This is a genomic window from Duganella levis (genome assembly GCF_009857605.1).
Taxonomy (GTDB): Bacteria; Pseudomonadota; Gammaproteobacteria; order Burkholderiales; family Burkholderiaceae_D; genus Rugamonas; species Rugamonas levis.
Genome location: NZ_WWCT01000005.1, coordinates 1 through 12,240, shown reverse-complemented (window position 1 = coordinate 12,240; position 12,240 = coordinate 1). Strand labels below are relative to the sequence as shown.

At 63.8% G+C, this 12,240-nt stretch carries 13 protein-coding genes and 1 pseudogene; 5 read left to right on the top strand and 9 right to left on the bottom strand.

What is annotated here, in order from left to right:
• Window positions 1–32: 32 nt before the first annotated feature.
• On the bottom strand, window positions 33–1,004 hold the full coding sequence (locus GTP69_RS08115; protein WP_161054408.1) for an SDR family NAD(P)-dependent oxidoreductase: 972 nt from the start codon (window positions 1,002–1,004) through the stop codon (window positions 33–35).
• Between the two features lie 133 nt (window positions 1,005–1,137).
• On the opposite strand from GTP69_RS08115, the gene GTP69_RS08110 reads away from it, so the two are divergent.
• Window positions 1,138–2,034: an AraC family transcriptional regulator gene (locus GTP69_RS08110; RefSeq protein WP_161054407.1), complete on the top strand. Its 897-nt coding sequence runs from the start codon at window positions 1,138–1,140 to the stop codon at window positions 2,032–2,034.
• 1 nt (window position 2,035) lies between these two features.
• On the opposite strand, the gene GTP69_RS08105 is transcribed toward GTP69_RS08110, so the two are convergent.
• Both GTP69_RS08105 and GTP69_RS08100 read right to left on the bottom strand, forming a co-directional pair.
• Window positions 2,036–3,220 carry an acyl-CoA dehydrogenase gene (locus tag GTP69_RS08105; RefSeq protein WP_161054406.1) on the bottom strand — a complete coding sequence of 395 codons (1,185 nt, stop codon included), beginning with the start codon at window positions 3,218–3,220 and terminating at the stop codon, window positions 2,036–2,038.
• 91 nt (window positions 3,221–3,311) lie between these two features.
• A complete protein-coding gene (locus GTP69_RS08100) occupies window positions 3,312–3,815 on the bottom strand; it encodes a flavin reductase family protein (RefSeq protein ID WP_110845336.1) in 504 nt (167 codons plus the stop codon).
• Between the two features lie 95 nt (window positions 3,816–3,910).
• Here GTP69_RS08100 and msrA point away from each other — a divergent pair, with 95 nt between their 5' ends.
• Window positions 3,911–4,444, top strand: a complete 534-nt coding sequence (msrA, locus tag GTP69_RS08095; RefSeq protein ID WP_161054405.1) for a peptide-methionine (S)-S-oxide reductase MsrA — start codon at window positions 3,911–3,913, stop codon at window positions 4,442–4,444.
• Here the strand turns inward: msrA and GTP69_RS08090 are convergent.
• The 3 genes from GTP69_RS08090 to GTP69_RS08080 all read right to left on the bottom strand — a co-directional run bounded on the left by GTP69_RS08090 (window position 4,413) and on the right by GTP69_RS08080 (window position 8,067).
• Window positions 4,413–5,741, bottom strand: coding sequence for a class I SAM-dependent methyltransferase (locus GTP69_RS08090; protein WP_161054404.1), 1,329 nt, complete (start codon window positions 5,739–5,741; stop codon window positions 4,413–4,415). The genes msrA and GTP69_RS08090 overlap by 32 nt on opposite strands.
• A gap of 72 nt (window positions 5,742–5,813) precedes the next feature.
• Window positions 5,814–7,049: a pyridoxamine 5'-phosphate oxidase gene (gene pdxH / locus GTP69_RS08085; protein ID WP_161054403.1), complete on the bottom strand. Its 1,236-nt coding sequence runs from the start codon at window positions 7,047–7,049 to the stop codon at window positions 5,814–5,816.
• Between the two features lie 58 nt (window positions 7,050–7,107).
• Window positions 7,108–8,067, bottom strand: a complete 960-nt coding sequence (locus GTP69_RS08080; RefSeq protein ID WP_161054402.1) for a tetratricopeptide repeat protein — start codon at window positions 8,065–8,067, stop codon at window positions 7,108–7,110.
• A gap of 61 nt (window positions 8,068–8,128) precedes the next feature.
• Here GTP69_RS08080 and GTP69_RS08075 point away from each other — a divergent pair, with 61 nt between their 5' ends.
• The 3 genes from GTP69_RS08075 (at window position 8,129) to cysK (ending at window position 10,512) form a co-directional block, all read left to right on the top strand.
• A complete protein-coding gene (locus GTP69_RS08075; RefSeq protein WP_161054401.1) occupies window positions 8,129–8,968 on the top strand; it encodes a tRNA threonylcarbamoyladenosine dehydratase in 840 nt (279 codons plus the stop codon).
• A gap of 47 nt (window positions 8,969–9,015) precedes the next feature.
• Window positions 9,016–9,516 (top strand): FKBP-type peptidyl-prolyl cis-trans isomerase, encoded by a 501-nt coding sequence (locus GTP69_RS08070; RefSeq protein WP_202424340.1) that lies wholly within the window; start codon window positions 9,016–9,018, stop codon window positions 9,514–9,516.
• 63 nt (window positions 9,517–9,579) lie between these two features.
• Entirely contained in the window at window positions 9,580–10,512 is a 933-nt protein-coding gene (gene cysK / locus GTP69_RS08065; RefSeq protein ID WP_161054400.1) for a cysteine synthase A, read from the top strand.
• Here the strand turns inward: cysK and GTP69_RS08060 are convergent.
• The 3 genes and pseudogenes from GTP69_RS08060 to GTP69_RS08050 all read right to left on the bottom strand — a co-directional run.
• Window positions 10,509–11,546: a cation diffusion facilitator family transporter gene (locus GTP69_RS08060; RefSeq protein ID WP_161054399.1), complete on the bottom strand. Its 1,038-nt coding sequence runs from the start codon at window positions 11,544–11,546 to the stop codon at window positions 10,509–10,511. The genes cysK and GTP69_RS08060 overlap by 4 nt on opposite strands.
• Window positions 11,543–11,869 carry an ArsR/SmtB family transcription factor gene (locus GTP69_RS08055; protein WP_110845328.1) on the bottom strand — a complete coding sequence of 109 codons (327 nt, stop codon included), beginning with the start codon at window positions 11,867–11,869 and terminating at the stop codon, window positions 11,543–11,545. Before GTP69_RS08055 ends, GTP69_RS08060 begins: the two co-directional genes overlap by 4 nt.
• Window positions 11,870–11,946: 77 nt before the next feature.
• A pseudogene (locus tag GTP69_RS08050) lies at window positions 11,947–12,240 on the bottom strand (hypothetical protein); the annotation flags it as partial.

Genomic DNA, 12,240 nt, shown 5'->3' with positions numbered 1-12,240 from the left:
AGATAGAACCGCTGCCTCGGCAGCGGTTTTTTTTAGCGCGCGCTAACCAGTTCTTCCGCCTTGTTCCACAACGCTTCGGCCCGCGCCGGATCGACCGCATACCGGCGAACGCCCGCACTGAACGCACTCAACACAAGTTCGTCCGGCACCAGCGCGCCGACCTGGCAATCCTCGCAATAACGCCCCCCAATAGCATCCGCATCCGCCACCACGCCGGCCCAGATGGTGGTGGCCGCGCCTTGCTCAACCGACTTCACTTCGAACGGCGGATTGCCCAGCGCCAGATGCTGCGCATTCATGGCCTCAAACGCCGCCTGGAATGCCGCCGGCTCGATATTGCGCGCCAGCTCAGTCTGGATCACGCCCGGATGCACGCTGGCCGCCCGCACGCCTCGGTGGCGATGGCGCGCGTCGAAGGCGACCGCCAGCAGCGCGTCGCCGGTCTTTGAGCGGCCGTAGGCCACCCACGGATCGTAAGGCGTGTGCGCGAAGTTCGGATCGTCCAGGTCGACATCGGCGAAACGGTGGCCGTTGGATGACAGCATGACGAGCCGCGCGCCTTGCCGCATCAACGGCGCCAGCTGGTTGATCAGCACGAAGTGGCCCAGCACATTGGTGCCGAACTGGCTTTCAAAACCATCGCGGGTGTGTTCCAACGGCGTGGCCATGATGCCGGCGTTGGCCACCACCAGATCGAACGGCTGGCCGGCGGCGACCATGGCGTCGCCCACCGCGCGCACCGACGCCAGGTCGGCCAGGTCCATCTGCACCAGCGTCAGGTTGCCGCCGTTGTGTTGCGCCGCCTGTCGTATCGAGGCGGTGGCGCGCTCGGCTTTTTGCAAGTCGCGCGCGGTGCCGACCACCGACGCGCCGTGCGCCACCAGCGCCCGCGCAGTCTCCACGCCCAGCCCGGCGGAGACGCCGGTGATGAAGGCGCGCTTGCCGCGCAGGTCGATGCCGGCCAGCACCTCGTCGGTGGTGGATGTTGCTCCGAAATGTTTCATGGTGAAGTCCTCCTGTGTGTGGAATCATCACGATACGCCTGCCGGCGGCCGCAGATTCGCCAAAACTGGCCGATTTCTTGCCTGATCCGCTCAAACGCTTGCCGTTCGCTGGCCGCGCTGCCACACTGGTTCGATGGACGATTTACTTCAAAAAATGACGCGCCGGGTGCTGCACCACAGCGGCGGCCAGCTGACCGAGACGCCGATCCCACGGCTGGCGATCGGCGCTTTCCGTCAGCCGGAGCCGACCATTACGGCGGTGGCGGCCGGCGTTTGCCTGGTGCTGCAAGGCGCCAAGCAGATGCTGGTCGGCGGGAAGATGCTGCGCTACAGCGCCGGCGGCTGTTACGCCTCGCTGATCGAGTTGCCGACCACCTGCTGCGTGTTCGAGATGGCGGGCGACCAGCCCTATGTCGGCACCGGCCTGACGCTGGATCATGCGCTGTTTGCGTCCCTGATCGCCGAGATGCCGGCGCCGCCGCCGGAACAGCCGGTGATGGGCTTTCATATCGGCCCGGTGTCGCGCGCGGTGCTGGAGGCGTGGGATCATTTGCTGGCGCTGCTCGACACGCCGGAGGATATACCGCTGCTGGCGGCGTCGCGCGAGCGCGAGCTGATGTACCGTTTGCTGCAAAGCCCGCATGGTCCGCTGCTGCGCCAGATCACCCGCGACGAGGGCAGGCTGGCCCAGGTGCGCCGGGCCATCGACTGGATGCGTCAGCATTTTGAAGAACCGGTGGCGATCGAGACGGTGGCGGGGATTGCCGGCATGAGCGTGTCGTCGTTCAACCGGCATTTCCGCGCGGCGACCGAGACCAGTCCCTTGCAATATCTGAAGACGCTGCGCTTGCAGGCGGCGCGGCGCCTGCTGGCGGCCGGTACCGACGCGACCCGCACCGCCTACGCGGTCGGGTACGAAAGTCCGTCCCAGTTCAGCCGCGAATACGGCCGGCTGTTCGGCCGGCCGCCCAAACAGGATGCCTCACGACTGCGGGAAAATATCAGCGATATTTCCAGCATCGTGGTGTGAATTACTGGAAGGCCTGGATGCCGGTCTGAGCCCGGCCCAGGATCAGCGCGTGGATATCGTGCGTACCTTCGTAGGTATTCACCACTTCCAGGTTGACCATGTGGCGGATGATGCCGAACTCGTCCGAGATGCCATTGCCACCCAGCATATCGCGCGCCAGGCGGGCGATGTCCAGCGACTTGCCGCACGAATTACGCTTCATCATCGATGTGATCTCGACCGCCGCCGTGCCTTCATCCTTCATGCGGCCCAGGCGCAGGCAGCCTTGCAGGCCCATGGTGATTTCGGTCTGCATGTCGGCCAGCTTCTTCTGGATCAGCTGGTTGGCGGCCAATGGACGGCCAAATTGTGTGCGATCCATGACGTACTGGCGCGCCGTGTGCCAGCACGATTCCGCCGCACCCAGCGCGCCCCAGGCGATGCCGTAGCGTGCCGAGTTCAGGCAGGTGAACGGACCCTTCAGGCCGCGCACGTCCGGGAAGGCGTTCTCTTCCGGCACGAACACATTGTCCATGACGATTTCGCCGGTGATCGAGGCGCGCAGGCCGAACTTGCCGTGAATTGCCGGCGCGCTCAGGCCCGCCATGCCTTTTTCCAGCACGAAGCCGCGGATCGACCCTTCATCGTCCTTGGCCCACACAACGAACACATCCGCCACCGGCGAATTGGTGATCCACATCTTGGCGCCGCTCACCGAATAGCCGCCCGGCACTTTCTTGGCGCGGGTGATCATCGAGCCGGGGTCGGAGCCGTGGTTCGGTTCGGTCAGGCCGAAGCAGCCGATCCACTCGCCGCTGGCCAGCTTGGGCAGGTATTTCTGTTTTTGCTCTTCGGTGCCGAACTCGTAAATCGGCACCATCACCAGCGACGACTGCACGCTCATCATCGAGCGGTAGCCGGAATCGATGCGTTCGACTTCGCGGGCGATCAGGCCGTAGGCCACGTAGTTCAGGCCGGGGCCGCCGTATTGTTCGGGAATGGTCGGGCCCAGCAGGCCGATCTCGCCCATTTCGCGGAAGATGGACGTGTCCATGGTTTCATGGCGGAAGGCATCGAGGATGCGCGGTTGCAGCTTGTCCTGGCAGTAGGCGGCAGCGGCGTCGCGCACCATGCGCTCATCGTCGGTCAGCTGCTGGTCCAGCAACAGCGGGTCATCCCAGTGGAATTGGGCGCGGGCTTGGCTCATAGATAGTCTCTCATTATGGATGAATGCTGCCAGCATTCTATGCCTGAGACCTGGTGTGCGCTTTTCTAATGGCGACACCAATTTCCGTTTTTTACCCGAGGCCGGCGAACTGGCCGCTGTGGAAGATCAGGGGCGGGCGCGGCGAAAACGCGCAGAATTCCACTTCGCCGACGAAAATCACGTGGTCGCCTTCCGGATAGCGGCTACGGTTATGGCACTCGAACCAGGCCGACGCATCCTTCAGGATCGGCTGGCCGGTGCGCGACAGCTCGTACTCCACGCCTTCCCACGGATCGATGCCGCGGGTGGCGAAGCGCTTGGCCAGATGAGCTTGCTCAGCGTTCAGCACATTGATGACGTAATGCGAGTTGCCGGTAAAGATGGGCATGCTATTGGCGCCATTGGACAGGCTCCACAGCACCAGCGGCGGATCGAGCGACACGGAATTGAAGGAACTGGCGGTCAGGCCGCGAAAGCTACCGTCCGCCAGCCGGGTGGTGATGATGGTCACGCCGGTCGCAAACTGGCCCAGCGCCTGGCGGAAATGCGCCGTATCGAACGTGCGCTCTTCGGCGCGGGGAGAATTGGTGTTCATGCGGACATTATGCCAAAGATTTGTACCGTCATAGCGGATTACCCCGGTTTGCGTTACAGTGAGCAGGTGGGCAAGTCTTCTATGCAGGAGGAGTCATGGCTGGCAATGCGGAAACCGCAATACTGGGCGGCGGCTGTTTTTGGTGTACTGAGGCGGTGTACCTGGAGGTCAAGGGCATCACCTCGGTGGAGTCCGGCTACGCGGGCGGCGAGATCGCGCAGCCGACCTACGAACAGGTGTGCACCGGCGCCACCGGCCACGCGGAAGTGGTCAAGCTGAGCTTTGACCCCACGGTCATCAGCTACCGCGACCTGCTGGAAATCTTCTTCACCATCCACGATCCGACCACGCTCAACCGACAGGGCAACGACGTCGGCACCCAATACCGTTCGGTCATCTATTACCAGTCGCCGCAGCAGGAAGCCACGGCGCGCCAGGTCATCGCCGAAATGGCGCATGTGTGGGATGCGCCCATCGTCACCGAACTGTCGCCGGCCCCGCCGTTCTACAAGGCCGAGGACTACCACCAGGATTACTTCCGCCAGCACCCCATGCAGGGCTATTGCGCGTTCGTGGTGGCGCCCAAGGTCGACAAGTTCAGGAAGACGTATGCTGGCCGATTGAGGTAAAGGCTGGCACGCCGCCATCGTCGCCCAGCACCGCAAACGCCGGCATGCCGCCATCGTTCAGCGCATACGACGGCTGCACCGGCGCGCTCGCCGCCGACGGATACATATGCTTGCGCGACCACGGCAGCACTGACGCCCGCTGGCCCGCCTTGCGGCCGACGATCTGGTAAAGACTGATCAAATCCTGCTCGAAGGCATAAGCGCAGCCGGCCAGGTAAACGTGCCAGATGCGGTAGCGCTTGTCCCCGCCCAGTGCCCGCACTTTTTCGCCGTTGGTCTCGAAGTTGTCGGTCCAGATGGCGCAGGTACGGGCATAGTGGCGGCGCAGGCTTTCGACGTCGGTCACTTCCAGCGAACCCTGCTGCATGGCTTTCAGCACATGGCCGATGTGCGCCAGTTCGCCGTGCGGGAACACATATTTTTCGATGAACTCGCCGCCGCCGTACGGCGTCTCGCCGTTGTCCGGATCGGTGGAGGTAATGCCGTGGTTCATCACGATGCCTTCCGGCGCCAGCAACTGGTTGATGGCGGCGAAGTATTCCGGCAAATGGCGGATGCCCACGTGCTCGAACATGCCGACGCTGGTGATGCGGTCGAACTGGCCGCGCACGTCGCGGTAATCCTGCAGGCGGATCTCGACCAGGTGTTCCAGCCCGGCGGCGCGCACCCGTTCCTTCGCCAGCGCATACTGGTTTTCCGACAAGGTGACGCCGACGCAGCGGGCGTGGTACTTCTGCGCCGCGCGGATCACCAGCGCGCCCCAGCCGCAGCCGATGTCGAGCAGCGTCTGGTGCGGCTGCAACTCGATCTTGCGTAGGATGTGGTCGATCTTCTTCAGCTGGGCGGTGGCCAGGTCTTCGTCGCCGTTTTCAAAATAGGCGCACGAATACACCATATTCGGGTCGAGGAATTCCTGGTAGAAGTCGTTGGAGACGTCGTAGTGGTAGCGGATCGCTTCCGCGTCCTTCTGCTTGTTGTGGCTGATGGTGCGCACCATGCGGGCGAACTTGCCCTCGGCCTTGAGCGAACTGCGTGCCAGCGCATTGACCACGGCGATCATGTCCATGGCTTTGCCCTTGACCTCGATCGCCCCTTCGACATAGGCGGTGCCGAGGTTGGACAGCGACGGCGTCAGCAGGTAGCGGGCGGCGGCGATATTTGGCAGCCGTATCGTCACGCGCGGCGTTTCGCTGGACAGGTCGACCTGCTGGCCGTTCCATAGCTCGATGCGCAGCGGCAGCGTGAGCTGTTCGCGGATGCCCGAGATCCAATTGCTGAGTTGATTCTGTACGAACAAGATAACCTCCGAGTTCAGGATAAAAAGACCATCGCAAGCAATGGTCTGGTATCCATGGGGAGGCGGTCCTGCTTACGGTTGCAGGCGCTCCTTGACCCAGCTGCCATCAGCTTGTTTCTCGTACACGATCCGGTCATGGAAACGCGAACGGCGTCCCTGCCAGAATTCGATGCGGACCGGGTCGAGGCGATAACCGCCCCAATGCGCCGGCCGCACCGGCTGCTCGCCGCTAACTGCCGCAGCGGCGTCGTAATTGGCTTCCATCTGCTCCCGGTTGGCGATAGGCGCACTCTGCTGCGAGGCAATCGCAGCGATCTGGCTTTTCACCGGCCGGCTGTAAAAATACTTGTCGCTTTCTTCGGCGGCGGTTTGCACCACACTACCTTCGATCCGCACCTGGCGTTCGAGTTCACTCCAGAAGAACAGCAAGGCCGCGCGCGGGTTGGCGCGCAGCTGCTGGCCTTTCTGGCTCTCATAATTGGTGTACCAGGTGAAACCACGCTGGTCGTATTGCTTGATGAGGACGATGCGCGAACTGGGTTTGCCGTCCGCGTCCACCGTGGCCACGCTCATCGCGTTGGGTTCATTGACCTTCGCATGCATGGCCTCCTCAAACCACTTGCCGAACTGGGCGATCGGGTCGTCCAGCACGTCCTGCTCCGTCAGGCTGGCGCGGCCGTAGTCGAGCCGCAAGTCCGCCAGTACCACGCCGTCGGCCACCGTGTTGTTGACCGGGACTGCTTGTTGCTCCGGCACTTGGCTGGGCGGCAGGTCGGGGGTAATCCCGCGCCGTACCTGCATTGCACTGCCCAGTTGCGCCATTTGTTCGGGGGTGAACAGCCGCTTGGCCATCGTTGCGATGTGGGTTTCCTCTTGCACCATGTGGGCCGCGTAGGTGTCGCAGAAGCGCGCGACATCACTGGCCGACAGCGTGGTGCTGGTCCCGTTGGCGATTTGCTCAAGTTGCGTTTTGATTATAGTCCAGTCTCTATCCATTTGCTCGTGACCGGCCAAGATGGCGGGAACCAGCTCTGCCAGAAGAGAGGCGTCGGCGTCGCGCGCAGTCGCTTGCAGCATCGGCAGCAGGTTTTGCTCCTCGTCGTCATGGTGCAAATGGGCGGCGTGGTTGAAGTATTTCAACACCGCTTGCGCGGCTTTCTGCGCGTCAACATCGGCGCCGTGCATGGGGAGGTGGGCCAGCAGGTTCTGCATGGTTTGCAGCTGCTTGCGGATGCGATCGTGGCAGTGTTTCAGCACAGCAATCGGCTGGCTGAAATCGGGGGCGGTGTCGTACAGTGCGTTGCTCATGGAAGGCGCTCTCTCTGGATTAAGCGCCCATTCTAGAATAATTCAACCAGGCGCGGATTTAGTCGTTGGCCCGGAACGCTTGCGCGAACTGGTCGAGGTGTTGCTGGATGGGCGGGAAATTGAGTGCGGTCATGCGCACCAGCATGGCGCGGCCGCGGTCGATCTGGCCCAGCTCCAGGCAGGCGCGCATCAGGTTGAGCCCGGTAGTCGGGCCATGCAGGTGTTCGTCGTAGACCGGGTCGATCAGGTCGAGGATCAGTTGGAGGTGGCCGGTCGAGCCGAGATCGTTGGCGATCATCATCAAGGCGTGGCGGTCGAAATTGCCGGACGCTAGCACGCCGGCGTACAGCGCCCACGCTGGCTCGACTTCCTGTTGCTCCAGATAGTGGCGCGCCAGCCACAATTGCGGACACCAGGCGCCGGGCAGGGCGGCGGCGGTGTGCAGCGCTGCCAGGTAGGCGGCTTCGCCATGTTGCTCGCGCTGGGTCGTGGCCCACCACATCAAGCCAGCTTCCAGATTAGGCGCGGCCTGCACCGCCTGCCACAGCGTCTGCTCGGCCAGCGCTTCGTCGCCGCGCTCGAACTGCACCTTGGCCAGGTTGGTCAGCAGGGCGCCGGTTTCACCGACCTTGGCCATGCCGGCGCGCAGCGTGGCTTCGGCGGCGTCGAGCTGGCCGTTGGTCAGGTGCACGATGCCCAGCGTGGTGTGGCTGCGGTCGACATTGGCGTCGATCTCGACCAGACGTTGGCCGGCCGCTGGCAGGTCGGCCGCAAAGCCGTCGTCGAGGCCGGTCAGGATTTGTCGGTAGAGTTCATCCGCTTCATCCCATGCCTGCTGCAGCGTCGGCAGGAACATTTTCTCGCGCCACTCCTCGCGGCTGATCTGCAACTCGCGGCCCTGGCTGTCGTAGGCCGTGATCGGGGCGCCGGTAGCGGGGGCTTCGGTTTTGCTGCCGCGCAGGGCAGCGAGGATTTTTTTGAACATGGCTGGACGGAACGGTATCGATTCGATCAGCATATCAGCTTGTTAACTTTTTCAATGTTCGGTTGGTTTGCCGCCGCTCCGTTAAAATGGCGGCATGAACAGCATTACACCCCCAGATTTCGACGATGTCGACTTTGAACGCCGCTTCGGCGGCATCGCGCGCCTGTATGGCGCCCATGCGCTCGCACGCTTCCGCACCGCCCACGTGTGCGTGGTCGGCGTCGGCGGCGTCGGCTCGTGGATCGTCGAGGCACTGGCGCGCAGCGCCATCGGCCAGCTGACCTTGATCGACCTCGACAATGTGGCCGAGTCCAACATCAACCGCCAGATCCAGGCCCTCAGCAGCACCGTCGGCATGGCCAAGATCACCGCGCTGGCCGAGCGCATCGCGCAGATCAATCCGTTCTGCCAGGTCAACCAGGTGGAAGATTTTGTCGAGCCGGACAACCTGGAAGCCATGCTCGGCGGCGGCAAGTTCGATTACCTGATCGACGCCACCGACTCCGTCAAGGCCAAGGCGGCCATGCTGGCGTGGGCGCGCCAGCACAACCTGCCGGTGATCACCATCGGCAGCGCTGGCGGCAAGACCGATGCGTCGCAGATTTCGGTGCGCGATCTGGCCAAGACCGAACAGGAACCGCTGCTGAAGAAGGTACGCAAGATCATGCGCGCCCAGTACGGCTTCCCGCGCGGCGAGAAAACCAAGTTCCACATCGACGCCGTGTTCTCGATGGAACCGCTGAAGTTCCCGGAAACCGGCGAAGTGTGCGCAGTCGACGGCGACGACCGCAGCGGCGGCGTGACGGGCCTCAACTGCGCCGGCTTCGGCTCGGCGATGGTGGTCACCGCCACCTTCGGCATGGTGGCGGCCGGACACGCGCTGCGCAGGCTGGCTGATGACGCGCTGCCAACTAGCACCCCGGACGCCGTCTAGTTTGCTATCATGACGAGCTGTCTGCCGACCTCATTGAAAGAATCCACATGAAGCGTAGTTCCGTATTTGTTGCGATGTTGTTGACTGTTTCGGCCGCCGCCTTCGCGCAGGCGCCACAGGCCCAGCCTGAAGCTGCACCTGCCGCGTCCGCTCCTGCTGCCCCGCTGGTGGTCGGTTCCGCCACGCCCGGTCCGGCTGCCGAACAGCTGATCATCACCGACACCAAGGTCGGCACCGGCACCGAAGCGACGGTTGGCGCCACCGTCTACATGCATTACTCGGGCTGGCTGTACCGTCCGCTGGCCAAGAATATGCACGGCAAGATGTTCGACTCGTCGATCGCGCGCGGCGAACCGCTCGACTTCGTGCTGGGCGCCGGCCGCGTCATCAAGGGCTGGGACCAGGGCATCATCGGCATGAAAGTGGGTGGCAAGCGCACCCTGATCATTCCATCGGAACTGGCCTACGGCGCCCGTCCGACGCCAGGCAGCGGCATCCCGCCGAACTCGGCGCTGATCTTCGATGTGGAACTGGTCAACGTGAAGTAAATGGCAAGCACCGCGCGAACAGGGGTAGACTAGCAGCTATCCCCCTCGTCGCCGGAGGTTGTCATGCACGTAGCTAACAACGTTACTGAACTGATCGGCCGTACCCCGCTGGTACGGATCAACCGGCTGGCCCAGGGCAGCACTGCCCAGGTGCTGGCCAAGCTGGAATACTGCAATCCCGCGCACAGCGTCAAAGACCGCATCGGCCTGGCCATGATCGAAGCGGCCGAAGCAGCCGGGCAAATGCGCCCCGACACCATCATCCTCGAACCGACCAGCGGCAACACCGGCATCGCGCTCGCCATGGTGTGCGCGGCGCGCGGCTACCGCTGCACGCTGGTGATGCCGGACACCATGAGCCGGGAACGGCGCATGCTGCTGCGCGCCTACGGCGCCGAGCTGATCCTCACACCGGGCAGCGAAGGCATGCTGGGCGCGATCCGCACCGCCGATGAACTGGCCGCCAGCGATGCGCGCTATCTGATTCCGCAGCAATTCAACAATCCCGCCAATCCCGAAGTGCACCGCCGCACCACCGCCGAAGAAATCTGGGCCGACACCGATGGCCGCGTGGATATCCTGGTGGCCGGCATCGGCACCGGCGGCACCATCACCGGCGTGGGCGAGGTGCTCAAGGAGCGCAAGCCCGGCTTCCGCTGCGTGGCGGTGGAGCCGGCGGCGTCGCCGTTTTTGTCGCAAGGAACCAAGGGGCCGCATCCGATCCAGGGCATCGGCGCCGGCTTCGCGCCGGCCGTGCTGAATACCGCCATCTACGACGAAGTGGTGTGCGTGAACAACGAGGATGCGTTCGAGACGGCGCGCCAGGCGGCGCGGCAGGAAGGACTGCTGGTGGGAATATCCTCCGGCGCCGCACTGTGGGCGGCGTTGCAGGTGGCGCGGCGGCCGGAGAATGCCGACAAGATCATCGTCACGATCATCCCGTCGTTTGGCGAGCGCTACCTGAGTACCGCCCTGTACGCCAATCTGGCGGATTAATGCGCGTGGGCGTGCGCGGCTGGCGCCGGGGCCGGCGCTTGCAGACAGCATTCCAGCTCGGCTTCGCCGGTGCGCACTTGTAGCGTGCTGTGCTGGATGGAGAATTCCTCGCGCAGCGCCTTGCTGATGGCGTCGATGGCGCCATCGCCCGGGTAGCCGGTCGGCGTGACCAGTTGGGCCGTCAATGCATTCTCGGTGGTGCTCATGGCCCAGATGTGCAGGTCGCTCACCTTGCTGACGCCGGGCTGCTTGCTCAGAAACTGTTCGATCTTGGCGCGGTCGACATTGTCCGGCACCGCCGCCATCACCATGCGCAGCGACTGCTTCAGCAGCGACCAGGTGCTGATCACGATGAACACCACGATCACCATGCTGACCAGCGGGTCCAGCCAGTTCCAGCCGGTGTAGCGGACCACCACGCCGGCGATCAGCACGCCCAGAGAGATCGCGGCGTCGGCCGCCATGTGCAGGTAAGCGCCGCGGACGTTGATGTCGTCTTTGCTGCCGGACATGAACAGCCAGGCCGAGAAGCCATTGATCAGGATGCCGACGCCGGCCACCACCGACACCGTCAGGCCGGCCACCGGGTCCGGATGCGCCAGCTGCTGCACTGCTTCCCACGCAATGCCGCCGCAGGCTGCCATCAGCAGCATGGCGTTGAACAGCGCAGCCAGCATCGAGCTGCTGCGCAGGCCGTAAGTGTAGCGGTGGTTCGGCAGGCGCTTGGCCAGGATGGCGGCGCCCCAGGCCAGCATCAGGCCCAGCACGTCCGACAGGTTGTGGCCTGCATCGGCCATCAGCGCGGTGGAGTTGGCCAGGAAGCCGTAGAAGAACTCGACGCCGACAAACACCGTATTGAGACCGATGGCGATGGCGAAAGCGCGGCCCATGGTATTCGGATCGCCGTGATGGTGGTGGTGGCCGATGCCGTGGCTGTGATCGTGGTGGCTGTGCGCCTGCTGGTCGTGGCCGTGGTCATGATCGTGGTGATCATGGGCGTGGTCATGGTGGTCGTGGTCGTGGTGCTTGCTCATGCTTCGGTTCCGGTGGCAGGTTCGGCGATATGTTCCAGCATATCGTTGAGTACGCCGCTGATATGGGCATCGGCGGCGGAGTAGAAAACTTGCTTGCCCTGGCGCTCGGACTTGACGATGCGGGCGGCGCGCAGCAAGCGCAGATGGTGGCTTACGAGCGAACTGCTCAATTCCAGTGTAGACGCGATCTCGGAGACCGCAATCGGCGCCGGCATGCAGGCCAGCACGATGCGCAGCCGGGTCGGATCGCCCAGCAAATGGAACAGATCGGCCAGTTGCGCGATCTGCGGATCGCACGTGGAATAGTCGTGTTGACAGCTCATGATTGCTAACATATGAATAGGTGTTCACATGTTAGCACAAAAAAACACGCGCAGTCCGGCGGGTGGCCGGACGCTGCTTATTTCTGTAGATCGGCGGGGAGTTGCGCGCGCAGTTTGGGGTCGAGGGTTTGCAGGGCTTTTTCCAGTTTGTCGGCCCGCTGCAGGGCTTGCACCTGTTCTGCGCTGAGTGCTGGCGCTGGTTTGCGGAAGGCGGCTTGGCCGCCCAGCACCACCAGCGCGCTGATCAGGGCGATGCCGGCTGCGGCCGCCAGCAGCCGCAGTTCGCGCGGCGTGATGGCCGGCGAGTGGGTGGCGATCGGCCGTACCGGGCCAGCAGCAGGCGTCGGCACATAGCCGGGCGGATGGCCGGC

Excerpts from the sequence above, each read along its gene's own strand:
- GTP69_RS08115 (WP_161054408.1), bottom strand. The coding sequence starts at position 1,004 with ATGAAACATTTCGGAGCAACATCCACCACCGACGAGGTGCTGGCCGGC.
- GTP69_RS08110 (WP_161054407.1), top strand. The coding sequence starts at position 1,138 with ATGGACGATTTACTTCAAAAAATGACGCGCCGGGTGCTGCACCACAGC.
- GTP69_RS08105 (WP_161054406.1), bottom strand. The coding sequence starts at position 3,220 with ATGAGCCAAGCCCGCGCCCAATTCCACTGGGATGACCCGCTGTTGCTG.
- GTP69_RS08100 (WP_110845336.1), bottom strand. The coding sequence starts at position 3,815 with ATGAACACCAATTCTCCCCGCGCCGAAGAGCGCACGTTCGATACGGCG.
- msrA (WP_161054405.1), top strand. The coding sequence starts at position 3,911 with ATGGCTGGCAATGCGGAAACCGCAATACTGGGCGGCGGCTGTTTTTGG.
- pdxH (WP_161054403.1), bottom strand. The coding sequence starts at position 7,049 with ATGAGCAACGCACTGTACGACACCGCCCCCGATTTCAGCCAGCCGATT.
- GTP69_RS08080 (WP_161054402.1), bottom strand. The coding sequence starts at position 8,067 with ATGCTGATCGAATCGATACCGTTCCGTCCAGCCATGTTCAAAAAAATC.
- GTP69_RS08075 (WP_161054401.1), top strand. The coding sequence starts at position 8,129 with ATGAACAGCATTACACCCCCAGATTTCGACGATGTCGACTTTGAACGC.
- GTP69_RS08070 (WP_202424340.1), top strand. The coding sequence starts at position 9,016 with ATGAAGCGTAGTTCCGTATTTGTTGCGATGTTGTTGACTGTTTCGGCC.
- cysK (WP_161054400.1), top strand. The coding sequence starts at position 9,580 with ATGCACGTAGCTAACAACGTTACTGAACTGATCGGCCGTACCCCGCTG.
- GTP69_RS08060 (WP_161054399.1), bottom strand. The coding sequence starts at position 11,546 with ATGAGCAAGCACCACGACCACGACCACCATGACCACGCCCATGATCAC.
- GTP69_RS08055 (WP_110845328.1), bottom strand. The coding sequence starts at position 11,869 with ATGAGCTGTCAACACGACTATTCCACGTGCGATCCGCAGATCGCGCAA.